At 67.5% G+C, this 22,443-nt stretch carries 23 protein-coding genes; 13 read left to right on the top strand and 10 right to left on the bottom strand.

Annotated elements, in window-relative coordinates:
* Positions 1-52: 52 nt before the first annotated feature.
* The 4 genes from ptsP to V5F63_RS03425 all read left to right on the top strand — a co-directional run bounded on the left by ptsP (position 53) and on the right by V5F63_RS03425 (position 6,252).
* Positions 53-2,320, top strand: coding sequence for a phosphoenolpyruvate--protein phosphotransferase (gene ptsP, locus V5F63_RS03440; RefSeq protein WP_209487717.1), 2,268 nt, complete (start codon positions 53-55; stop codon positions 2,318-2,320).
* 71 nt (positions 2,321-2,391) lie between these two features.
* On the top strand, positions 2,392-3,474 hold the full coding sequence (prfA, locus tag V5F63_RS03435; RefSeq protein ID WP_209487716.1) for a peptide chain release factor 1: 1,083 nt from the start codon (positions 2,392-2,394) through the stop codon (positions 3,472-3,474).
* Positions 3,475-3,477: 3 nt separating this feature from the next.
* Complete coding sequence (gene prmC, locus V5F63_RS03430; protein WP_394101580.1) at positions 3,478-4,416, top strand: peptide chain release factor N(5)-glutamine methyltransferase; 939 nt, start codon at positions 3,478-3,480, stop codon at positions 4,414-4,416.
* 582 nt (positions 4,417-4,998) lie between these two features.
* Positions 4,999-6,252 (top strand): DUF4167 domain-containing protein, encoded by a 1,254-nt coding sequence (locus V5F63_RS03425; RefSeq protein WP_394101579.1) that lies wholly within the window; start codon positions 4,999-5,001, stop codon positions 6,250-6,252.
* 82 nt (positions 6,253-6,334) lie between these two features.
* Here the strand turns inward: V5F63_RS03425 and cynS are convergent, their stop codons facing one another.
* The 9 genes from cynS to V5F63_RS03380 all read right to left on the bottom strand — a co-directional run bounded on the left by cynS (position 6,335) and on the right by V5F63_RS03380 (position 14,684).
* Complete coding sequence (gene cynS / locus V5F63_RS03420) at positions 6,335-6,823, bottom strand: cyanase (RefSeq protein ID WP_394101578.1); 489 nt, start codon at positions 6,821-6,823, stop codon at positions 6,335-6,337.
* Positions 6,824-6,861: 38 nt separating this feature from the next.
* Positions 6,862-7,812 (bottom strand): ABC transporter ATP-binding protein, encoded by a 951-nt coding sequence (locus V5F63_RS03415; RefSeq protein WP_394029468.1) that lies wholly within the window; start codon positions 7,810-7,812, stop codon positions 6,862-6,864.
* Positions 7,813-7,817: 5 nt separating this feature from the next.
* Complete coding sequence (ntrB, locus tag V5F63_RS03410; protein WP_394101577.1) at positions 7,818-8,657, bottom strand: nitrate ABC transporter permease; 840 nt, start codon at positions 8,655-8,657, stop codon at positions 7,818-7,820.
* A 4-nt stretch (positions 8,658-8,661) separates the two neighbouring features.
* Positions 8,662-10,026: a CmpA/NrtA family ABC transporter substrate-binding protein gene (locus V5F63_RS03405; RefSeq protein WP_394029470.1), complete on the bottom strand. Its 1,365-nt coding sequence runs from the start codon at positions 10,024-10,026 to the stop codon at positions 8,662-8,664.
* Positions 10,027-10,099: 73 nt separating this feature from the next.
* Positions 10,100-11,278 (bottom strand): NAD(P)/FAD-dependent oxidoreductase, encoded by a 1,179-nt coding sequence (locus V5F63_RS03400; protein WP_394101576.1) that lies wholly within the window; start codon positions 11,276-11,278, stop codon positions 10,100-10,102.
* The gene (locus tag V5F63_RS03395; RefSeq protein WP_394101575.1) at positions 11,275-11,901 is read right to left on the bottom strand and encodes a 2-hydroxychromene-2-carboxylate isomerase; all 627 of its coding nucleotides are present in this window, start codon (positions 11,899-11,901) and stop codon (positions 11,275-11,277) included. Before V5F63_RS03395 ends, V5F63_RS03400 begins: the two co-directional genes overlap by 4 nt.
* A gap of 22 nt (positions 11,902-11,923) precedes the next feature.
* Positions 11,924-12,787 (bottom strand): sulfurtransferase, encoded by an 864-nt coding sequence (locus V5F63_RS03390; RefSeq protein ID WP_209487708.1) that lies wholly within the window; start codon positions 12,785-12,787, stop codon positions 11,924-11,926.
* A 102-nt stretch (positions 12,788-12,889) separates the two neighbouring features.
* Positions 12,890-14,023 carry an acyl-CoA dehydrogenase family protein gene (locus V5F63_RS03385; protein WP_394101574.1) on the bottom strand — a complete coding sequence of 378 codons (1,134 nt, stop codon included), beginning with the start codon at positions 14,021-14,023 and terminating at the stop codon, positions 12,890-12,892.
* Between the two features lie 94 nt (positions 14,024-14,117).
* Positions 14,118-14,684: an OsmC family protein gene (locus tag V5F63_RS03380; RefSeq protein WP_051678987.1), complete on the bottom strand. Its 567-nt coding sequence runs from the start codon at positions 14,682-14,684 to the stop codon at positions 14,118-14,120.
* 220 nt (positions 14,685-14,904) lie between these two features.
* Between V5F63_RS03380 and V5F63_RS03375 the strand changes: the two genes are divergently transcribed.
* From V5F63_RS03375 to V5F63_RS03365, 3 genes are all read left to right on the top strand, one after another.
* Complete coding sequence (locus tag V5F63_RS03375; protein ID WP_209487706.1) at positions 14,905-15,540, top strand: TetR/AcrR family transcriptional regulator; 636 nt, start codon at positions 14,905-14,907, stop codon at positions 15,538-15,540.
* Between the two features lie 110 nt (positions 15,541-15,650).
* Entirely contained in the window at positions 15,651-16,778 is a 1,128-nt protein-coding gene (locus V5F63_RS03370) for a zinc-dependent alcohol dehydrogenase family protein (protein WP_394101573.1), read from the top strand.
* Between the two features lie 82 nt (positions 16,779-16,860).
* Positions 16,861-16,998: a hypothetical protein gene (locus V5F63_RS03365; protein WP_168462333.1), complete on the top strand. Its 138-nt coding sequence runs from the start codon at positions 16,861-16,863 to the stop codon at positions 16,996-16,998.
* A 3-nt stretch (positions 16,999-17,001) separates the two neighbouring features.
* Here V5F63_RS03365 and V5F63_RS03360 read toward each other — a convergent pair whose 3' ends face one another.
* A complete protein-coding gene (locus V5F63_RS03360; protein WP_394029474.1) occupies positions 17,002-18,066 on the bottom strand; it encodes a c-type cytochrome in 1,065 nt (354 codons plus the stop codon).
* 180 nt (positions 18,067-18,246) lie between these two features.
* On the opposite strand from V5F63_RS03360, the gene V5F63_RS03355 reads away from it, so the two are divergent.
* From V5F63_RS03355 to V5F63_RS03330, 6 genes are all read left to right on the top strand, one after another.
* Entirely contained in the window at positions 18,247-18,849 is a 603-nt protein-coding gene (locus tag V5F63_RS03355) for a 50S ribosomal protein L25/general stress protein Ctc (RefSeq protein WP_209487703.1), read from the top strand.
* Between the two features lie 78 nt (positions 18,850-18,927).
* Positions 18,928-19,536 carry an aminoacyl-tRNA hydrolase gene (gene pth, locus V5F63_RS03350; RefSeq protein WP_209487702.1) on the top strand — a complete coding sequence of 203 codons (609 nt, stop codon included), beginning with the start codon at positions 18,928-18,930 and terminating at the stop codon, positions 19,534-19,536.
* Between the two features lie 137 nt (positions 19,537-19,673).
* Entirely contained in the window at positions 19,674-20,774 is a 1,101-nt protein-coding gene (ychF, locus tag V5F63_RS03345; protein WP_394029476.1) for a redox-regulated ATPase YchF, read from the top strand.
* A gap of 9 nt (positions 20,775-20,783) precedes the next feature.
* The gene (locus V5F63_RS03340) at positions 20,784-21,242 is read left to right on the top strand and encodes a MaoC/PaaZ C-terminal domain-containing protein (RefSeq protein ID WP_394101572.1); all 459 of its coding nucleotides are present in this window, start codon (positions 20,784-20,786) and stop codon (positions 21,240-21,242) included.
* A 252-nt stretch (positions 21,243-21,494) separates the two neighbouring features.
* Positions 21,495-21,959: a MaoC family dehydratase gene (locus V5F63_RS03335; RefSeq protein ID WP_209487699.1), complete on the top strand. Its 465-nt coding sequence runs from the start codon at positions 21,495-21,497 to the stop codon at positions 21,957-21,959.
* Positions 21,956-22,441 carry a MaoC family dehydratase gene (locus V5F63_RS03330; RefSeq protein WP_209487698.1) on the top strand — a complete coding sequence of 162 codons (486 nt, stop codon included), beginning with the start codon at positions 21,956-21,958 and terminating at the stop codon, positions 22,439-22,441. Before V5F63_RS03335 ends, V5F63_RS03330 begins: the two co-directional genes overlap by 4 nt.
* Positions 22,442-22,443 lie beyond the last annotated feature (2 nt).

Raw genomic sequence — 22,443 nt, 5'->3', positions numbered from 1 at the left:
GATGGATTGCCCCGCGGGCGCCTGAGCCCGATCATTTTTAAGGATGCGGCCGATGCGTGGCGCGCTCGGCGGTCCGCGCGTGCTTCTCCGCCGCCTCCGCGAGGTGATGGCGGAGCCGGTCAGCGCGCAGGACCGCCTCGACAAGATCGTGGTGCTGATCGCCGCCAACATGGTGGCGGAAGTCTGCTCGGTCTACGTGCTGCGCGTCGATCAGACCCTCGAGCTGTACGCTACGGAAGGCCTGAACCGCGATGCGGTTCATTTGACCGTTCTGAGCGTCGACGAAGGCCTCGTCGGCCACGTCGCGCGCGAGGCCGAATCGCTCGCTCTGCTCGACGCCCAGTCCCACCCTGAATTCTCCTACCGGCCGGAGACGGGCGAAGAGGTCTACAACTCCTTCCTGGGCGTGCCGATCCTGCGCGGCGGCAACACGCTCGGCGTGCTCGTGGTGCAGAACCGCGCGCGGCGCACCTATACGGAAGAGGAGATCGAGGCGCTCCAGACCACGGCCATGGTGCTGGCCGAGATGATCGCCTCCGGCGAGCTGACCGCGCTGGCCAAGCCCGGAGCCGAGCCGGCGGTGCGCCGGCCGCTGCATCTGAAGGGTGTGGCGCTGGCGGATGGCCTCGGCCTCGGCCACGTCGTGCTGCACGAGCCGCGCATCAAGGTGACCAACGTCATCGCCGACGACGTGGTGAAGGAGGCCTCTCGTCTCGACGCCGCCATCGGCAAGCTCAGGCACTCCATCGACCTGATGCTGGAGGACGACGGCCTCTCCAAGGCCGGCGAGCACCGGGACATTCTCGAAGCCTATCGCATGTTCGCCCACGACCGGGGCTGGATGCACAAGATGCGGGAGGCCGTGCTCTCCGGTCTCACCGCCGAGGGCGCGGTGGAACGGGTGCAGTCCGATACCCGCGCCCGCATGATGCGCGCCTCGGACCCTTACCTGCGCGAGCGCCTGCACGACCTCGACGACCTCGCCAACCGCCTCCTGCGCGAGTTGATCGGCCGCGCCCGCGGCATGGAGCGGGAGGCGATGCCCGAAAACGCCATTATCGTCGCCCGCAACATGAGCCCGGCCGCGCTGCTGGATTACGACCGCAGCAACATCCGGGGACTTGTCCTTGAGGAGGGCGGCACCACCAGCCACGTCACCATCGTCGCCCGCGCCCTCGGCATCGCGGCGGTGGGGCAGGTGGAGAATGCCGCAGGCCTCGCCGATCAGGGCGATCCGGTCATCGTCGACGGACAGAACGGCGAGGTCCATCTGCGCCCGCCCGGCGACGTCGAAGAAGCCTATGCCGAGAAGGTGCGCTTCCGCGCCCGCCGGCAGGCCCAGTATGCCGCGTTGCGCACCCGCCCTTCCGTAACGAAGGACGGCGTGCATGTGGACCTGAACCTGAACGCCGGCCTGCTGGTGGACCTGCCGCACATCGCCGAGACAGGCGCGGCGGGAATCGGCCTGTTCCGCACCGAGCTTCAGTTCATGATTGCCTCGGCCTTCCCGCGCATCTCGGAGCAGTTGAAGCTCTACCGCGCGGTCCTGGATGCCGCCGGCGAACGTCCCGTCACCTTCCGAACACTCGACATCGGCGGCGACAAGGTGCTGCCCTACATGCGGACGGTGGAGGAGGAAAACCCCGCCCTCGGCTGGCGCGCCATCCGCCTCGGCCTCGACCGCCCGGGCCTCCTGCGCAGCCAGATGCGCGCCCTGCTGCGCGCCGGCGCCGGGCGGGAACTGCGGGTCATGTTCCCCATGGTGGCCGCGGTGGACGAGTTCGATCGCGCCAAGGCGCTGGTGGAGCGCGAACTGACGCATCTCCGGCGCCACGGCCACGGCCTGCCCGAGCGGGTGTATGTGGGCGCCATGGTGGAGGTGCCCTCCCTGCTGTTCCAGCTGGACGAAATTCTCTCCCGCGCCGACTTCCTGTCGGTGGGGTCCAACGACCTCGTGCAGTTCCTCTATGCCGCCGACCGCGCCAACATGCGGGTCGCCGACCGCTTCGACCCCCTGTCGCCGCCCGCGCTCCGCGCGTTCCGGATGGTGGCGGAGGCCGGCATCCGCCACGGCAAGCCCGTCACCCTGTGTGGCGAGCTGGCATCCCGCCCGCTTGAGGCCGTGGCACTTGCCGCCTTGGGATACCGCTCGCTGTCGGTTTCGCCGGCCGCCATCGGCCCGGTGAAGGCCACGCTGCTGGAGACGGATGTCTCCGCCGCCCGCAAGGTGCTCCTGCCCTTGCTGGAGGATCGGACCGGCGCGGCCGATCCGCGCGCCGCGCTGACCAAGTTCGCGCGGGACTGCGGCCTGCCGCTCTAGCCGGCGCGCGCCCCGCAGCCTCGGCTCCCGCCCTTCTCCCGAAACCGTCCGGACTCCAGAACCGCGCCCTGATGAACACGCTCCCCCTCGCCAAGCTCGACCAGTTGGTCGCCCGGCACGCCGAGATCGAGGCCGCCCTCTCCCACGGGGCGGAGGGGGAGGAGTTTGTCCGTCTCGGCCGCGAGTTTTCCGATCTCTCCCCAGTGGTCGAGCAGGTGCTGGCCCTGCGCGGCGCGACGCGTGACCTTGAGGGGGCGCAGGAGCTGCTGGCCGATTCGGCCGGAGACCCGGACATGCGTGCCCTGGCCGAGGCGGAAGTGGAGCGGCTGGACACCCGCATCGCCGAGCTGACGACCGCCGTGCGCCTCGCGCTCCTGCCCAAGGACGCCATGGACGAGCGCGGCGTCATCCTGGAGGTCCGCGCCGGCACGGGCGGCGACGAGGCAGCTCTTTTCGCCGGCGACCTCTACCGCATGTATGCGCGTTATGCCGCCGACAAGGGCTGGAGCGTGGAGGTGCTGTCCGAGAGCGAGGGCACCATGGGCGGCTACAAGGAAATCGTCGCCGCCGTCCACGGCAAGGGCGCCTATGCGCGGCTGAAGTTCGAAAGCGGGGTCCATCGGGTGCAGCGCGTGCCCACCACCGAGGCCGGCGGGCGCATCCATACCTCGGCGGCCACCGTTGCCGTGCTGCCGGAGGCGGAGGATGTGGACGTGGACATCAACGAGGCGGACCTGCGCATCGACGTGTACCGCGCCCAGGGGGCCGGCGGACAGCATGTGAACAAAACGGAATCGGCGGTGCGCATCACCCATATTCCCACCAACACGGTGGTGGCGGTGCAGGACGAGCGCTCCCAGCACCGCAACAAGGCCCGGGCTATGGCGCTTCTGCGCTCCCGCCTGCTGGACGAGGAACGCCAGCGCAAGGAGGCGGGCCGCGCCGCCGACCGCAAGGGGCAGGTCGGTTCCGGCGACCGCTCCGAGCGCATCCGCACCTACAACTTTCCGCAAGGTCGGGTGACGGACCATCGCATCAACCTTACCCTCTACAAGCTGGAGGAGGTGATCGCGGGCACCGCGCTGGACGACATCATCGAGCCGCTGCTCACCGAGCATCAGGCGGCCCTGCTGGCCGCCGCCGAGGAGGCGTGAGCGGTGGACGGTCCCGGCGATAAACCCGAGGCCGAGCCGACCATCGCCCAGTTGCGCCGGCAGATGACCGCGCGCCTCGCCGCCGGAGGCGTTGAGACACCGGAGCTGGATGCCCGGCTGCTGCTGGCCCACGCTCTCGGCTTCGCGCCGGGGGATTTTCTTTCGCGCGGCGAAACGTCCGTACCATCGAGGCTGCACTCTGCCGCCGACACTCTCCTTGCCCGACGGCTGGCCGGCGAGCCAGTCGCCCGTATCCTCGGGCACAAGGAATTCTGGAGCCTCACCTTCCAGCTCTCTGCGGAGACGCTGGTGCCGCGCCCGGATACGGAGACCGTGGTGGAGGCGGTGCTCTCGCTCACTCCCGACCGCGCGGCGCCGTTGCGCATCCTCGATCTGGGCACGGGCACGGGCGCCATCCTCGCTGCCATCCTCACCGAGCGGCCGGCCGCGACCGGCATCGCCGTGGATTATTCGGAAAGCGCCGCCCGCACCGCACGGCTGAATTTCGAGGCGAACGGCCTGTCCGGGCGCGTGGCGGCCCTTGTCGCGGACTGGGGGACGGCCGTCGCCGGCGGGTTCGACCTCGTCGTTTCCAACCCGCCCTATATCGCCGAGGGCGAGATGGCGGGGCTTGCCGTCGATGTGCGCCTGCATGATCCCCGGCGTGCGCTGGTCGCCGGTGCCGACGGGCTCACCGCCTATCGCGCCATCGCAGCCGACCTTCCGCGCCTGCTGAAGCCCGGTGGCGTGGCTGTTCTCGAACTCGGCGCGGGGCAGGAACCGGCTGTCGCGGACCTTGTTCAACAGGCAGGATTGAACGTGCTCGGACCCGCGCGAGCGGACCTCGCGGGCATCCCGCGCGCCCTGTGTGCCCGGTGGCGGGGAGCCACCCAAGACCCGGCGGACGAAAAAAGGCTTGGAACCTCCGAGGGAAATCGCTAGTGTCAGTCGCAGGAATCGAACCGGAGCATTGGTCCAGAGGGCTGATGCGGGCTTCCGAAATCTCAAACGGATGTTTCGGTCGCTGGGGATGCGAGAGCGTCGAGCGCGCGATGGTGCTGCTCATGCAAGCATCCTGCGGTTGGATCGGTTCACGGTGTTGAACACGCGCAACCTTCGGAATGGCCGTGGCTTCTCATGCGATGGCGTCTTTGCCGCTGAGGCGGATGGCGATGAGGTCTCGAACGACGGGATCGCGGGTTGCGGCATTTCGTGCGGCGGCACCCGTGCTGGGGGCACGGAACGGGGCTCGATGATCGGACTGATCCGGACTTCTTGACGATTTTCGCTTTGATCCAGCGCGGATGCCGGCGCAGGCGGCTTCCGCGGAACTGACGGTGTTGTCCTGCGCACAGAGCAGCGTGCCGCGGCGTTTTTCTCCAGACGGAGGGGCCTCCGCAGGTTCGTTTCATGAGGCGCGCGCCGCCGGAGCGGGAAGCCCGGCGGGATATGCGGATTGTACCGGCGCGATGCGGCCGGGCGCAGACGGCGGCGTGAACGCCGGGCGAGTAGAGATTGATCCATATGAGAAATGGTCAGCAGAAGCGCATGCGCGGCCGCAACAACAACCGGCGCAGCTCAAACCCTTTGACGCGGGTGTATGAGTCGAACGGCCCGGATGTGAAGGTGCGCGGAACGGCCCACCACATTGCGGAGAAGTACCAGCAGCTCGCCCGTGACGCCCAGGCCTCCGGCGACCATGTGGCTGCCGAGAACTATTTCCAGCATGCGGAACACTATCTTCGCCTCATCGCCTCGTTGCAGGGCCAGTTCGCCCCGGCGAACGGCTTCGGCCGCGATGACGAGGGCGACGATGATGAGATGGACGACATGTCCTCTCTCGACGCGCCCCAGCCCTATGGCGGCCGCAACGAGCAGCCTTATGTCCGCGACGAGCAGCCCTATCAGGGACGCGGCCAGCGGGACGATCGCGGCAACCGCGACGAGCGAGGCAACCGCGACGAGCGAGGCCAGCGGGATGACCGTGGCCAGCGGGATGACCGTGGCCAGCGGGACGACCGTGGCCAGCGGGACGATCGTGGCCAGCGGGACGATCGTGGCCAGCGGGACGATCGTGGCCAGCGGGACAACCGGCAGGGCAACTTCCGCCGCAATCGGGATGAAGACGAGGGCTATCAGCCCCGCGAGGCGCGCGACAATCGGGAGCCGCGAGAGAACCGCGAGCCGCGCGACAACCGCGACCCACGCGACCAGCGCGAGCCCCGTGAACAGCGCGAACAGCGCGAGCCAAGGGAACAGCGCGAGCCGCGCGAGTTCCGCCGCCGCAACCGCGACGACAACGGCGATGGTTTTGTGCCCCGCGCGGCGCGTGCGCCCCGCACCGACGACACCGACCAGCCGCGTCTGCATCGCGCGCCGCGCAGCGAGGAGATCGAGCAGCCCCGTCCGCCGCGCGCGCCCCGCGCCGAGGAGCAGGATCTCGGTCTACCGTCCTTCATCACCGGCGCTCCGGCCGTGACCAAGGAGCGCCCCGAGCCCAAGGTCGAAACGAAGGCCGAAATGAAGGCCGAGGCGAAGAGCGAGCCGAAGGCCGAGCCCCGTGAGCCCAAGGCCGAACCGAAGGCTGAGGCCAAGGCAGAACCGAAGGCCGAACCCAAGATCGCTGCCGATGCGCCGCGCGAGGAAAGCGCGGAAGCCGCCGAGGCGGCGGACGCCCCGCGTCCCCGCCGTCGTCGCTTCCGCACCCGGGCCGGCGAAGGCACCGAGGCCGCCGCTGAGGCGCCCGCGCCCGAGCAGCCGGTGCTGTTCAACGAATAGGACAGGCCCTGCCACCCCTGAACAAAAAACCCCGCCGGTCGCCCGGCGGGGTTTTTCTTTGCCTGCGTGACGTGGCGCCGGCTCAGCTTTCCTTGAAACCGTACTCGGGGATGCCCTGTTCGTTGCCGTAATATTTGTAGGGCAGGAACTTGCCGGACATGGTGATCTGCACGCGGTCGCCCTTGGGGTTGGGCTCGCGCACCATCTCCATGTTGAAGTCGATGGCGGACATGATGCCGTCGCCGAACTCCTCCTCTATCAACGCCTTCCACGCCGGGCCGTTCACCATCACCAGCTCGTAGAAGCGGTAGATCAGCGGATCGGTGGGGGGCATGGGCGTGCCGGCGCCGCGCATGGGCACCTCGTTGAGCATCCGCTCCTCCACCTCGGAGAGGCCGAACAGCTCGGCGGCCTTCTTCGCCAGCGGCTTCACCAGCTTCATCTGGCCCAGCAGCGCGCCGACCACGAGCACGGGCGACATGCCGCCGATCTCTTCGCAGATGTATTTCCAGGTCCAGCCCTTCTCGCGCTTGATGTCGAGGATCTTCTCGGTCAGTTGCTCGCGCTTCATCTTCTTATGGTCTCCGCTTGGGATCGGTCGAAAGAGAGTCAGTCCCGCGCCTTGGCGATGGCGGGGAAGGGAATGGTGTTGGCCGGCGCGAGCGCGGGCTCCGGCTGGCGGCCGAGACGCACCCGGGGCGGGTGGCGGCGGTCGTAGCCCGCAGGCATCTCCGCCTTGAACGTGCGGCTGCGGGAGACGAGGAAGTCGACGAGGTGATTGCGCACCGCGTAGTAGTCCTCTTCCCGGTGGATGGTGTCGCGGGCGCGCTCCATGGGCAGCGGGTTCTCCACCACCTCGGCAATCATGGCGTCCGGACCGTTGGTCATGAGCACGATCTTGTCGGCGAGGTAGATGGCCTCGTCCACGTCGTGGGTGATCATGACCACGGTCTGCCCCGTGGACTTGCAGATGCGCCGCACCTCGTCCTGAAGCGTGCCGCGGGTGAGGGCATCCAGCGCCGAGAAGGGCTCGTCCATGAGCAGGATCTTCGGCTCGATGGACAGCGCGCGGGCGATGCCCACCCGCTGGCGCATGCCGCCGGAGAGTTCCGCCGGCCGCTTCAGCTCGTTGCCCCTGAGGCCGACGAGATCAATGAAGCGGCGCGCGCGCTCCTCCACCTCGCCACGTCCCGCCTTGCGCCAGCGGGAGGAGACGGCATAGCCCACATTGCCGATGACGCTCTTCCACGGGAGCAGCGCATGGCCCTGGAAGATCACGGCGCGGTCGAGGCTCGGGCCGGAAATGGCCTGGCCATCCACCACCACCACGCCGTCGGACGGCTCCTCCAGCCCGGCGAGGATATTGAGCACGCTCGTCTTGCCGCAGCCGGAATGGCCGATGATGCAGACGAACTCGCCCCGCGGCACCGGCAGCCAGAGATCCTCGAAAATGGTTGTGGACCCGCCGCCCGCCGCCGGATAGCGCCGGGCGATGCCCTCGATGGAGATGAATTTGGGATCGATCTCGGTCTTGGCGTTCTCGGTCTTGGCGTTCTCCATGCCCCTCACTCCGGAAAGGTCACGCGCTTCTGGAAGCGCGCGAGAATGAGGTCGAGCACCATGCCGACGACGCCGATGAGCAGGATCCCGACGATCACATTGGCGATGGAGAGGTTGTTCCACTCGTTCCAGACGAAGTAACCGATGCCGGTGCCGCCCACGAGCATCTCCGCCGCCACGATCACCAGCCAGGCGATGCCGATGGAGATGCGCATACCGGTGAGAATGGTGGGCGCCGCCGCCGGCAGGATCACCGTGAAGGCGCGCCGCCATGGGCCCACCTCCAGCGTGCGCGCCACGTTCAGCCACTCCTTGCGCACCGCCCCCACACCGAAGGCGGTGTTGATGAGCATGGGCCACACCGAGCAGATGAAGATGACGAAGATGGCAGAGAGGGAAGAGTCCTTGATGGTGTAGAGGGCCAGCGGCATCCAGGCGAGTGGCGAGATCGGCTTCAGCACCTGAATGAAGGGATCGAGCGCCCGGTAGGCGAGCGGCGACATGCCGATGAGAAAGCCGACGGGCACCGCCACCAGCACCGCCAACCCATAGCCGATCGCCACCCGGCCGATGGAATAGAGCAGCTGAAGGCCCAGCCCCTTGTCGTTGGGGCCGTTGTCGTAGAATGGCCGCTTGAGGTTGTCCCAGAGCTTGCCGGCCACATCGAGCGGCCCCGGCATGGCCGACTTTGCGCCCTCGGTGGCGATGCCCATCAGCTTGGCATATTCGGGATCGAGCGCCGGCCCCGAGCTTGCGCTCGGGGTGACGGCGATCTGCCACAGCGCGCAGAAGGCGACAAACAGCAGCACAGAGAGGAGGCCGGCGCGCGCGCCGAGGCTCTTCATCCCATCAGCTCCGCTTGATGGCGAAGGAGTTCACGTATTCGGCGGGCTTGGCCGGGTCGAAAACCTTGCCCATGACAGAGAATGACTTGGAGGTGGTGGTGGGCGGGGTGAGGCCCATCTCCTTCATCACCTTGGCGGCGTCGGTGGCGAGGAACACCTCGTTGGCGACCTTGGTGTAATCCACGTCGCCCTTTATCTGGCCCCAGCGCTTCATCTGGGTCAGCATCCACACGGCGAAGGAATCCCACGGGAAGGGATCGAAATCGACGCGCTTGGGGTCATCCTTGATGTTGCCGAGGCCGTCCGCATACTTGCCCACCAGCACCTGCTCCAGCACGATCGGCGGCGCGTTGAGATAGGCAGCCGGCGCGATGGCCTCAGCGATGGCCTTGCGGTTCTCCGCCTTCGAGGCATAGCCGGTGGCGTCCACGATCGCGCGCAGCAGCGCCGCGTAAGTATTCGGCATGGTGGAGATGAATTCCCTGCTGGCCGCGAAGGAACAGCAGGGGTGGCCGTCCCACATGGTCTTGGACAGGGAGTGAATGAAGCCCACGCCGTCGAACACGGCGCGCTGGGCCACGTTGTCCGGGGCGAGGAAGCCGTCGATATTCTCGGCGCGCAGGTTGGCCACCATCTCCGGCGGGGGCACCACGCGAAGCTGGACATCGGTGTCCGGATCGATCCCGTTCTCGGCGAGGAGATAGCGCAGCAGGTAGTTATGCATGGAGAAGTCGTAGGGAATGGCGAGCTTCATCCCCTTCCACGACTTCACGTCCATCTTGTCCTTGTGCTTGATGCCGAGCGTGAAGGACTGGCCGTTGATGTTCTCGATGGCCGCCGCGACGAACGGGATCGGGTTCGAGCCCAGCCCCTGCGAGATGGCGAGCGGCATGGGCGCCAGCATGTGCGCGGCGTCGTATTCCTTGTTGATGGTCTTGTCGCGCACCACCGCCCAGCCGGCAGTCTTCACCACCTCCACGTTCAGGCCGTGCTTCTTATAGAAGCCCATGGGGTGGGCCATGATGATGGGCGTGGCGCAGGTGATGGGGATGAAGCCCACCTTGAGGTCGGTCTTCTCCGGCTTGCCGGTCTGGGCGAAGGCCTCGGTGGCGGCGTCGAGCGGGAAGAAGGTCGCGAGCGCGGCTGCCGCCGTGGAGGTGCCCACGGCCTTCAGGAAAGCGCGGCGCTTCATGTCGTTCGGGAAAAGCGCCCGCATGAGGCCGGAGGCGACCACCTCCTTGTAGCGCGCCTCATCGGAGAGCGCCGCAGCACGCTCCGCTGCCGCATGTTCCTCCGCGCTCGCGTGCCGCCCGCACAGGCAGCGGCGCAGCGTGGACTTCAGCGAGAACGGGTTGGAAAACATCGACATCAGGGCTCTCCATGAGGGCTTGCGATGGACCGGGCGAACGTGACGCTGGGATAGGGCAATGCCCGTGCCACGCTCACCCGGGAACGGGCACGGGTGGTGGGGTGGCGAGCGCCTTGCGCGCCAGCATGTGGCTTTTCGGATCGTTGACGGAGGCAACCGCGACGAGGCGTTCCCCCGCGAAATACCTGACGCAGAAGCGCGCGGCGGCGATGTCGCCCTCGCATTCGGTGCGGTCGTGGCCGTCGAGAAGGCCGGCGATCTGCAGCTTCACATCATACTGATCGGACCAGAACCAGGGGATGGGATCGTATACAACGTAATTACCAGAGATGATTTTAGCGGCAGCCTTCGCCTGATCGATCGCATTCTGCACGGATTCAAGGCGAATACGCCGGCCGTACAGACGGCTTGGAAAACTGGCCACGTCTCCGGCAGCATAGATATTGGGCGCACTGGTGCGGGTCGCCGCGTCCACGCGGATGCCGTTCTCCAAGGCAAGGCCAGCATCTGCGGCGATTTCTGCATTGGGGACCGCGCCCACAGCGGACAGAACGAGATCCGCCTTCAGGATGCGGCCGTCCGCCAGTTCGACACCGGTAACGGCATCCGTGCCCAGAATGCGGGCGACGCCGATGCCGGTGCGCACGATGACGCCGTGTGCCTCGTGCAGGTCGCGGGCGAAATCAGAGATGGTGGCGCAGGCGACGCGGGCGAGAAGCCGCGGCGCGCCTTCCACCACGGTGACATCGAGCCCGAGCGTCTTCGCCTTGGCGGCCGTCTCCAGCCCGATATAGCCGCCGCCGATGATGACCATCCGCGCGCCCGGCTGCGCCGCCGCGCGGAAGTGCTTCACATCGTCGATGCTGCGGATGGAGAAGACGCCGGGCAGGTCGGCGCCCGGCACAGGCAGCGCGCGGGCACGGGTGCCGGTGGCGATGAGCAGCGCGCCGTAGGTGAGCCGGCTGCCATCGGAAAGCTCAACCTCCCTGCCCGCAGGAAAGATGCGGGCGGCGCGGGTGGAGAGGCGAATCTCGGCACCGGCCTCCGCATAGAAGGCGGGCGCCTTCAGCTCGAGCCGGTCCTCGGCCATCTCGCCGCCGAGATAGGCCTTGGAGAGCGGTGGGCGCTGGTAGGGCAGATAGGGCTCGTCGCCGATGACGATGATGGGCTTCCCATAGCCCTCGGCCTTGAGCGAGGTGACGGCCTGCGCCGCCGCCTGCCCGGCCCCGATGATGACGAGCGGGGCGCTCACGACAGATGCTCCGGCGCGACGACTTCCTGCGCGACACCCAGCGCGGCGGCGACGAACAGCAGCCGGTCCTGGCCGAAATACATCTGGCCATCGACGAGATAGGTGGGCGAGCCGAACACGCCCGCCTCAATGGCGGCGGCGGTGTTGCGCGCGATCTTGTCGGCCGCCTCCACGCTGTCGGAAAGGTCCGCCAGTTTCTCGCCGTCCAGCCCCACCTCATTGGCGAGGCGGACGAGGTTGTCCCTCTCGGAAATCTGGATGTCGCGCGCCCACACGGCGGAGAGGCACGCGCCGATGAGATCGGCGGGGTCGATGCCCTCAATCTGCGCGGCCGCGATGAGACGGCAGGCGGGCAGCGTATCGGTGGGCCAGAATTTCGGCTCGGTGTTTATCGGGATGTCGCGCACCTTGGCCCAGCGCACGATGTCCTCTTTGCGATAGGCATTGCGCTGGGGCGACTGCTTCGCCGGGGCGGTGGAGCCGCCTTCGGCGAAAACCTTCAGGATATCGACGGGACGCCAGAGAATGTCGGCGCCCGCCGCGCGCGCGATCTGGCGCAGGCGGCCGTGTCCCAAATAGGCATAGCCGGACTGGGGGCTGAAATAGCAGATGATCTCGGACACGGCGGGGCTCCTTTGGCTCGGTTCAGCCGAGGGCCGCGGCCGGATGCCCCTCCTCGATGGGCAGCGACGGATCGCGCGACCACTCGTTCCAGGAGCCAAAATACATCTTCACGTCCTTCACCCCCGCCTCTTTCAGCGCGAGGAAGGTGTTGGAGGCCCGCGCCCCTTTGAAGCAGTAGAGATAGACGGGGGTCTCGGGCGAAATGCCCACGGTGGCGCACTCGGCGAGAATCTCGGCGGAGGACTTGAAGCGCGGCCCCTCGGCGGTGGGCTTCATCATGCGGTACCATTCGATCCACTTGGCGCCGGGGATGCGGCCCTTGCGCGGACAGAAATCCTTGCCATAGGGCGAGGAGCTTTCGCCGATCCACTCGTCCACGTCACGCACATCGAGCTTCGCGACGGCCGGGTCTTCCACCGCCTTCAGCATGGCAGCGGCATCGATGATGAGTTCGCCGGCGGCCCGGTCCACGGGGAATGTGGCGGCCTTGGGCTCGGGCATGTCGGTGGAAACGGGAAGGTCCGCGGCCGTCCAGGCGGCGAACCCGCCATGCAGCACCTTCACCTTGGGATAGCCGAGGAAGGTCAGCAGGAAATAGCCACGGCAGGACTGGCCGAAGCCGGAATTCATCGACTGTTCGTAGATGACCGCCGTCTCCTTGCCGGAGAGGCCGGCCTTGCCGAAGGCGTCGGCGAATTTATCCCTAAGCTCGGCGTAGCCCTCGGGTGTCGAGGTGGCGAGGAAGGTGAAGATCTCGTGCAGGTTCACCGCGCCGGGAATGTGCCCGGCGGCATAGCTGGCCGGGTCGCGGGTGTCGATGACGACCGTGGGCTCGGACAGGATGAGGGTGGACAGATCGGACGGCGAAATCAGGATTGTGCTCATGGTGATCCCCTCTGGTGGGTCGGATCTTGCGGGTCGCAAGGACACGTCTTCGGAAGGCAACGGGGGCTTTTGCCCCTCATGTTTTGAAACGGGCGGCCGGTGTCAGGCGGGCATCTGGTCCAGCATCAGCTTCAGTTGCTTGGTGGCCGGCGTGACGATGGCGACGAAATAGGCCTCGCGCAGGCGCCGCTGGCAGCGCGAGGCGCGCACATAGCCACGGGCGCCGCAGTGGAGCATGGCGTAGTGCGCCGCCTCGACGCTCTTCTCGCCGGCCAGCAGGCGGGCGGAGACGACACGGCGCCAATAGTCCGGGCTCGGATCGAACGGCGTCTCGGCGAGGGTTTTCACCTCCGCCTCCATGGCCGCCAGCGTCTCGGCCATCTGGTCCGGCTGGACGTCGAGATAGCGGTTGACGTGGCCGAGCGGCTCCTCCACCTCGCGCATCATGGCGATGCAATCGCGGATCAGGCCGATGGCCATGCCGGCCTGGAGCAGGATGAAGCCGGCCCGCATCTTCTTCACGAAGGACGGAGCGTCGTGCGCCAGCACCATGTCGTCGGGAATGAACAGGTCGCGCACCTGCACGGCGTAGGTGCCGGTGCCGTCCATGCCGAGGAACGGCTCGCAGGGCTTCAGCGTCACCGCCGGCTCGGCACAGTCGATGATGGCCATCACCGGCGCGGCGCCGTCCACGGCGAAGATGCAGCCGAAGAAATGGTCGGGGCCGAGGTTGGACACCCAGGGCAGGATGCCCCTTACCTTGTAGCCGCCCTCCACCCGCGTGCCCTTCAGCTTCAGCGTCTCGATGCCGAAGAAGGACTTCATGGGATTGGACAGTGCGGTTCCGCCGAGTACGTGACCCGTGGCGACGGCGGCGAGATACTTTGCGCGCGGCGCCTCGTTCTCGGAATTGATGATGTACCAGACGAGCGTGTTCTGGCACCAGGCCATGAAGCCGGTGGCGGCGCAGACCTCGGACACGCGCGACATGCCTTCGATGCTATTGCCGAGCTGATGCCCCTGAGAGAGATGCAGCCGGAACGCCCCCGCATCGGCGAAGCGATGCAGCAGCGTCGCCGGATAGGTGCCCTCGTCGATGGCCCGCGCCCAAGCGGAAAGGTCGGTCCGCGCGATCTTGCCAATCTCGTCCAGCGCCACGCCGGCATCGAGATCGGCCGCAGTGAGGTCATGCGGCGACAAGGCGGTGACGGCGGTGTGCAGCACAGACAGCGACATGGCGATCCTCGATGGGGAGAGGGCGGGAGCCTGCCCGGACCGTCGCCGGGCAGGGATGCGGCCGAAGACGGCCGGATTGGTCGGCGTCGGCGGGTCAGCCCAGCGCCACCTCGAGGTTCACCGGCCGGACGAAGGTGTTGGCCACCGGCGACCACTTGGTGACGTGGGAGATGAGCGCCTCGACCTCCTCCTTCGGCACGCCGTCGCATTCCATGTCGACTTTCACGCGCACGTCGGTGAAGCCGACCGGCTTCTCGCTGACGTCGCCCGTGCCCCACACGGCGGTGATGTTGAGATCACCTTCGAGCTGGAGTTCGAGCTTCCGCACGGTCCAGCCGCGATGCACCGCATTGGCGTGGAGGCCGACCGCGAGGCAGGAGCCGAGCGCCGCGAGGGAGGCCTCGGAGGGGTTCGGCGCGGTGTCGTCGCCGAGCAAGCCCGGGGGCTCGTCGACGATGTAGGGCTCGAGGTTGCGGATGTAATTGGCGTGGCGGAAGCGACCCTCGGCGACGGTCTTGCACTTCAGGGTCTTGATGACCTTGGGGTCCGCCTTGCCGGCCGCGATCAGCTTGGCGAGGCCCTCCTTGTCGATGGGCGCAAGGCAGCCCGTGGTCGCTTCTGGCGCGAGGCAGCCGGTCAGTGCGGTCTGGGGCGCAGTCATCAGGATCTCCTTGGGTCGTGTAGACAGACCGGTCTGTCTTATGCACGCCCTATGCCAAATCCGCCGAAGCTGACGACTGACTGCAAGAGAAGTGCATTTCCTCATGAGAAATAAGGAGCTGCGGGAAAAGTTGACGCCGCTTGTTCGGCACGGTTCGTGCCTGTAGAAAACAGACAGGTCTGTCCGAGTGCACGCGAAAGCGGCACATTGGTGAGAAGCGATGCAGCACACGAAGGCAAGCCGCCCCAGGGCCAATCCCCACGCCGCCCCGGACGTTGGGGAGGCGGAGCCGAAGGCGCGCGAGCGCATCCTCCAGGCTGCGACGCGGCTGTTCTGCCAGCACGGCATCAATGCCGTGGGCGTGGACGCCGTAGTGGCCGAGGCGGCAACGGCCAAGGCGACCCTCTACAAGTCGTTCGGCTCCAAGGAGCGGCTGGTGGAAGCGGTGCTGGAGCGCGAGGGCGCGGCCTGGCGCGACTGGTTTCTCGGCGAATTGCTGAAAGGAGAGGCAACCGCGCAGATGCGTCTGCGCCGCATCTTCCCTGTGCTGCGCGAATGGTTCGGCGACGCCCGATTCTTCGGCTGCCCCTTCATCAATGCGGTGGCGGAGCACGACAAGGCCGACGACCGCATGCGCCAGATTGCCCTCGCCCACAAGAAGGTGGTGCTGGAGACCATCACCCGCCTTGCCGCCGAGGCCGGCGCGCGCGACCCCAACGGCGCCGCACACCAATTGGGCGTGCTGATCGACGGTGCCATCGTCGCCGCCATGATCACCAAGGACGCCAACGTCGCCCTTCTGGCGGGCCAGACGGCCGACCTCCTGCTGTCGGGCATGGCGGCGGAGGCCGCCTGAGGCGGCCGGAAAGGAGCGCCGCCGCCTCCCCTGCGAAATGCGCAGCCTCCCGCGCTTGACGCTCCGCCCCATCGCGTCCGAAAACGCGGTAACAGCATCGGGAGGAAAAGATGCAGATCCGCGCCGCCGTCCTGCGCACGTCTCCGGTCAGCAAACCCTACGCGGACACGCGCCCTCTGACCATTGAAACGGTTCACCTTGCGCCGCCCCAGGCTGGCGAGGTGCTCATCAAGGTGGCGGCGGCCGGCCTGTGCCATTCGGACCTCTCCGTCATCAATGGCGACCGTCCGCGGCAGTTGCCCATGGTGCTCGGCCACGAGGCGGCGGGCGTTGTGGTGGAGACGGGCGCAGGTGTCGATGATCTCCATGCCGGCGACCATGTGGTAATGAGCTTCGTGCCCACCTGCGGCACCTGCCCTTCCTGCATGGAAGGCCGGGCGCAACTGTGCGGGCCGGGACAGGCCTCCAACGGCGCGGGAACGCTGCTCGGCGGTGGCCGCCGGCTGAGGTGCGACGACGGGACCGACGTCTACCATCTGTGCGGCATCGCCGGTTACGGCGAGTATGCGGTGGTCTCGCGCCGTTCCATCATCAAGATCGACAAGGAGATGTCGCTCATCGACGCCGCCTTGTTCGGCTGCGCGGTGATGACCGGTGTCGGCACGGTGGTGAACACGGCCGGCGTGCGGCCGGGCCAGAGCGTCGCGCTGGTGGGCCTCGGCGGCGTGGGCCTTTCCGCGGTGATGGGCGCGGTGGCGGCGGGCGCAGACCAGATCGTCGCGCTCGATCTGTCGCCGGCCAAGCTCGACCTCGCCCGCCAGCTCGGCGCCACCGACACCTTCCTCGCCAGCGACGCGGACATCGTGGAGGCGGTGAAGGAGGCGACCCGTGGCGGCGTGGACCACGCCATCGAGATGGCCGGCTCCGCCCCCGCCTTCGAGCTCGCCTACAAGATCACCCGCCGCGGCGGCACCACCACAACGGGCGGCCTCGCCAATCCCAATGCCCGCATCTCGCTGCCGCCCGTGCACCTCGTCGCCGAGGAGCGCACCATCAAGGGCAGCTATATGGGCAGCTGCGTGCCGCCGCGCGACATCCCGCGCTTCATGGCGCTCTACAAGCGCGGCAAGCTGCCGGTGAACCGCCTGCTTTCCTCCACCGGGCCGCTCGAAACCATCAACGAGAATTTCGACCGCCTCGACCGCGGCGAGGTGGTGCGGCACGTCATCGTCTATTGAGGAGAGAAGGGGCCGCGGCGGCGCGGCCCCTTTCCTTCCCCGGCGGATCGCCTAATCTGCCGCGAGTTCCCGAGGAGAAGTCATGCGCGTCGCCATCCGTCTCGCCGCCGTCGCCGCGCTGGCCATCGCCGTTTCCGGCTGCGACAAGTGCGGCAACTGGTTTGGCCAGGGCACCCCGGTGGGCAAGCCCGGCGCCTGCCAGTCGTCAACGCCTCGCTAAGCCCTACCGCGCATTTGGATTGGGCACGTTGCCGCGCGTCGCCTTCAGCCGGTTGATTTCGGCGCGGATGGGGGCAAAGGGGCCGTATTTGTGCTGGCTCGGAGGAAAGGTGTCCGCATAGGGGCCGTAGGCCGTGTCCACGGGCTTCTCCAGCAAATCCGGAAAGTCCGCCGCAAAGGCCTCGCGCGATGGGCGGGGCTGGCTGACCACATAGGCCGCCACATCCCACGCGTCTTCCGTGGACAAGACCGGCATCAGCCAATCGGTACCATTGGGCATGTTGTCATGCACGAAGTTGGCGATGGAGATGAGGCGGTTCATGCCGGCACCGTCATTGAAGCTGTCGGGGCCCCACAAAGGCGGCACGCCATAGCCGAAGCTCGCATCCACCGGATTGCGCCGCAGCCCTTCCCCGCCCGAGCGATGGCAGAAGACGCAGTTCTGCGCGTAGACGCGCGCGCCGCGCTGCGGATCGGCGGCGCGGTCAAGCTCCGGAAGGGCCCCAGCCCCCGCACCCTCGATGCGCGCATCCTTCGGCAAAGCGGAGGAGAGCACGCGGAGATAAGCCACCAGTGCCTGCATGGGCCGGGCATCCCGTGGCATGGGCCGCCCGTTCATGGAGCGCATCATGCAATTGTCGAGACGATCCTCCAGGGTCGCGACCTGCCCCGTGCGCGTGGAATAGGCCGGGTAGTCCGCGGACGCCGCAACCAGCGGCAGGCCGAATTTCTTAAGCCCAGCGTCGAGGTGGCAGTTCGCACAAGCGAGGTTGTTGCCGGCGAACCGCATGGCCGGATCCGCGGCATCCGGCCCGATATGGCGTGCGCTCGCCTCCAGCACCGAGCGACCGTAGCGCACCAGTCGGCCATAATCGTCATCGGGCAGGAGGTCCACGTCCGGAACGTCCCACATGGCGATCCGGGCATTCGCGGCGGCTGCACTCGCCGCCTCCCTGCCGGGCGGGACCGGGGCCTGCTGGGCAACAGCCGCACCCGTGGCGAGCGTCAGCGCGAGCAGCGCGCTGGCCCATCCGATCCGTCCCCTGGTGACGCGGCTCCAAGCCCTCATGGCATCCCCCCGCCGGGCGCAAACGCCCGCAATTGTTGCGTTGGCGCCGCGGCGCCGCTATAAGCGCGCCTTCGTCCGCGGCATGCGCCCCCCTGGAGGCGTGCCGACGGTCGAAGGCGTGTGTCCGCTGTGTGAATCACGCGCCATTCTCGGACCCATATCGAAGTTAGGACAAGTGCCATGACTGCCATCAAGGAACTGAAGGCTGTGGCGCGCCCGCGGGCCGGCAAGGGGGCCGCCCGTGCCGAGCGCCGCGCCGGGCGTGTGCCCGCCGTGATCTACGGCGAGAAGCAGGACCCCATCACGATCTCGCTCGACTTTATCGAGATCAACAAGATCATCTATGCCGGCCACTTCCTCACCACCCTGTTCGAGGTGGACGTGGACGGCAAGAAGCACCGCGTCATCCCGCGCGACTACCAGCTGGACGTGGTGAAGGACTTCCCGGTTCACGTGGACTTCCTGCGCGTCTCCAAGGGCGCGACCGTGACGGTCGAGGTTCCGGTGCACTTCGTGAAGCAGGAAGCCTCCCCGGCGCTCAAGGCCGGCGGCACGCTGAACGTGGTTGCCCACACCGTCGAGCTTGAGTGCGATGCGGAGAACATCCCCGCCGCCATCGAGGTCGATCTCACCGGCGCCGAGTTCGGCGACGCCTTCCACCTCTCCGCCCTCAAGCTTCCGGCTGGCTCCAGCTGGGCCGGCCAGGGTGACGACACGCTCGCCACCATCGTCGCCCCCGTGGGCGCCGAGGAAGAGCCGGCGGCGGAAGAGCCGAAGGCCTGAGCTGATCGCTGACCAGTACCGGGCGCCGCGCTTGCTTAAAGCCGCGGCGCCCCGTTTTCCGGGCCGGAGATCCGCCTCATGTTCCTGTTCGCAGGGCTCGGCAATCCCGGCCCGAAATATGCCGGCAACCGGCACAATGTGGGCTTCATGGCGCTCGACGCCATCTGCCGCCGCCACCGTCTCGGCCCCCTGCGGCGCCGCTTCCAGTCCGCTGCCGCGGAAGGCGAGATTGCCGGCGAGAAGGTCATCGCGCTTTTTCCCGAGACCTTCATGAACGAGAGCGGACGGGCCGTCGCCGAAGCCCAGCGCTTCTACAAGATCCCCCTCGACCACATCTTCGTCTTCCACGACGAGCTGGACCTGCCCCCCGCCAAGCTGCGGATCAAGAAGGGCGGCGGCAACGCCGGCCATAACGGGCTGAGGTCCATCACCGCCCAGTGCGGCAACGATTACTGGCGCATCCGCCTCGGCATCGGCCATCCCGGCGACAAGGCGCTGGTGCACGCCTACGTGCTCAACGACTTCGCCAAGTCCGAAAAGGGCTGGGTGGATGCCGTGAGCGACGCCTGCGCCGATTTCTCCGAGCTGCTGGTGAAGCAGCGCCCCGACGAGTTCCAGAACCGCGCCCACCTCTTCCTCGAAGCCCAGGGCTTCGGGGAGCAAAAAAGGGTCGGCGAGAAGGGCTGAGACCCGGCGCAAGCTTCGGCGGGTTGCGCACCCAAGGCCCGAGGGGCTATGCGATCCCCCAACGGCCGCCGCGCGGCCCGATCCTTATCTCCATCCTGCAGCCGCCCCGGCGGGCGGGTGCAACTGCTGAGCGTTCCATGGGCTTCAAATGCGGCATCGTCGGGCTTCCCAACGTGGGCAAGTCCACCCTTTTCAACGCGCTCACCCAGACGGCGGCGGCGCAGGCGGCGAACTATCCGTTCTGCACCATCGAGCCGAACGTGGGTGACGTTGCGGTGCCCGACCCGCGCCTCGACACGCTCGCGGAGATCGCCGGCTCCGGGCAGATCATCCCCACCCGCCTCACCTTCGTGGACATTGCAGGCCTGGTGCGCGGCGCCTCCAAGGGCGAGGGGCTCGGCAACCAGTTCCTCGCCAACATCCGCGAGTGCGACGCCATCGCCCATGTGGTGCGCTGCTTCGAGGATGGAGACGTGACCCATGTGGAAGGCAAGATCGCGCCGGTCAACGACATCGAGACCATCGAGACCGAGCTGATGCTCGCCGACCTCGAGAGCCTGGAGAAGCGCGTCACGGCGCTGGAGAAGAAAGCCAAGGGCGGCACCGACAAGGAAGCCAAGGAAACCCTCGATCTCGTCATGCGCGCCCTCGTTCTGCTGCGCGAGGGCAAGCCAGCCCGCCTCGCCGAGGTGAAGCCGGAAGAGCGCAAGCTCTTCAACCAGCTGGGCCTCCTTTCTGCCAAGCCGGTGCTTTACGTGTGCAACGTCGAGGAAGCCTCCGCGAAGGAGGGCAACGCCCTCTCCGCCGAGGTCTTCAAGCGCGCCGCCGAGGAAGGCGCCAAGGCGGTCGTCGTCTCGGCCAAGATCGAGAGCGAGATCGCGGTGCTGCCGCCCGACGAGCAGAAGGAATATCTGGAGGCCATCGACCTCGACGAGCCGGGCCTCAACCGCGTCATCCGTGCCGGCTACGAACTGCTCCAGTTGCTCACCTATTTCACCGTCGGCCCAAAGGAAGCCCGCGCCTGGACCATCACCGCCGGCACCAAGGCCCCGGCGGCGGCGGGCGTGATCCACACGGATTTCGAGAAGGGCTTCATCCGCGCCGAGACCATCGCCTTCGACGATTATGTGAAGTTCAAGGGCGAGGCCGGTGCGCGCGAGGGCGGCCGCTTCCGCCTGGAAGGCAAGGACTATGTGGTCGCCGATGGCGACGTGCTGCACTTCCGCTTCGCCAACTGAGGCTCCGTGATGGTCGGGGCCGGGCCGCAGTTACTTGGCCGCTTCACCTTCACGGCCGAGGAGATCGTACGCTTCGCCCGCGCCTACGATCCCCAGCCCTTCCATGTGGATGCGGCGGCGGCCGCCGCCTCCCCCTTCGGCACCCTCATCGCCTCCGGCTGGCATACGGTCTCAACATGGATGGGCCTGTTCGTGCGCGCCCACGGCGCCACGGCTGAAGCCCTCCCCCCCGACCATGCGGCGGCGATCGCACCCGTGGGCGTCGGCTTCGGCCTGACGGATCTCAAATGGCTCGCTCCAGTCCGAGCCGGCGACACCATCACCTTCTTCACCGAAATCCTCGACGCCCGCCCCAGCGGCAGCCGCCCAGGCTGGACCATCTACCACCGCACCGGCAGCGCCCGGCGGGAGGATGGGACCGAGGTGATGCGCTTCGCGCTGAGGCATCTGGCACCGGATGCGCGATAGCTCGGCGACCGGCAGCACGCCTTGGTCAACACGCGCTACCGCGCAACCTGTCCGAATATCACGACGACGGCTTGCTCCCGGCGCTCCATCGTGAAGGCGGCTATGGATTTCCGGTCACCCCGACCATCCGCGACCTTCTCGTGGGGCGCGACAAGGACCTCTTTTGAGCCTGACGCGCCGGTATCCCCACGCCCAGCTTGACGTTTGCGTCATCCTCGCCTTCCATCGGCCTCCAACGACAGGGAGGCCGCCTTGCCCGACATCTTCTTCGAAGATTTCATCATCGGTGAGGTGAAGACGTTCGGCTCGCACAAGGTCACGGAGGAGGAGATCCTCGCCTTCGCGCGGGAGTTCGATCCCCAGCCCATGCATCTCGATGCGGCGGCGGGCAAGGCGTCCCTGCTTGGCGGGCTGGCGGCATCCGGCTGGCATTCCTGCGCCATCATGATGCGACTCATCTGCGACGGCTTCCTGCTGCGCACCGCCGGCCAGGGCTCGCCCGGCGTCACCGAGAACAAATGGCTCGCGCCGGTCTTTCCCGGTGATGTGCTCACGCTCCGCCGCACCGTGCTGGAGAGCCGAACCTCCAGGAGCAAGCCCGACATGGGCCTCGTGACCTTCCGCTTCGAGCTTCTCAAGGCCGACAAGAGCGCCGCGGTCGATCAGACCTGCGTGTGCATGATCGGCCGTCGCAACCCGGGAGCGCGCCTCGCATGATGTATTTCGAGGAAGTCGAGGCGGGCGCCACCGCCGCGCTCGGCAATCACACCTTCACCGAGGCGGAGATGCTGGCCTTCGCCCGCCTCTACGATCCCCAGCCCTTTCATGTGGACCCCGAGGCGGCCCGGCGCAGCCCGTTCGGGGCGCTGGTGGCGTCGGGGTGGCATACTGCAGCCATGTGGATGAAGTGCTTCGTCGCCTCCAACATGGCCCTGCCCATAGAGGCGTCGAAACCCGGCGAGGAAAGCGTGCCGGGCGGCGGCTCCTTCGGACCGGCCTCGGGCTTCACCAAGCTACGCTGGCTGAAGCCGGTCTATGCGGGCGATACGATCTCGTTCGCCACCGAGGTCCGGGACAAGATCACCATCAAGTCCCGGCCCCAATGGGGCTTCCTGCGCACCTACAATTCCGGGGCGAACCAGTACGGTGATCTGGTGATCGACTTCGAGAGCACCGTGCTGATGCGGCGCCGCCCGTGAGG

Source organism: Xanthobacter wiegelii (assembly GCF_043193855.2).
GTDB lineage: Bacteria > Pseudomonadota > Alphaproteobacteria > Rhizobiales > Xanthobacteraceae > Xanthobacter > Xanthobacter flavus_A.
Note: the sequence above shows the minus strand (reverse complement) of the source record. Positions and strands in the feature narration are given on the sequence as shown.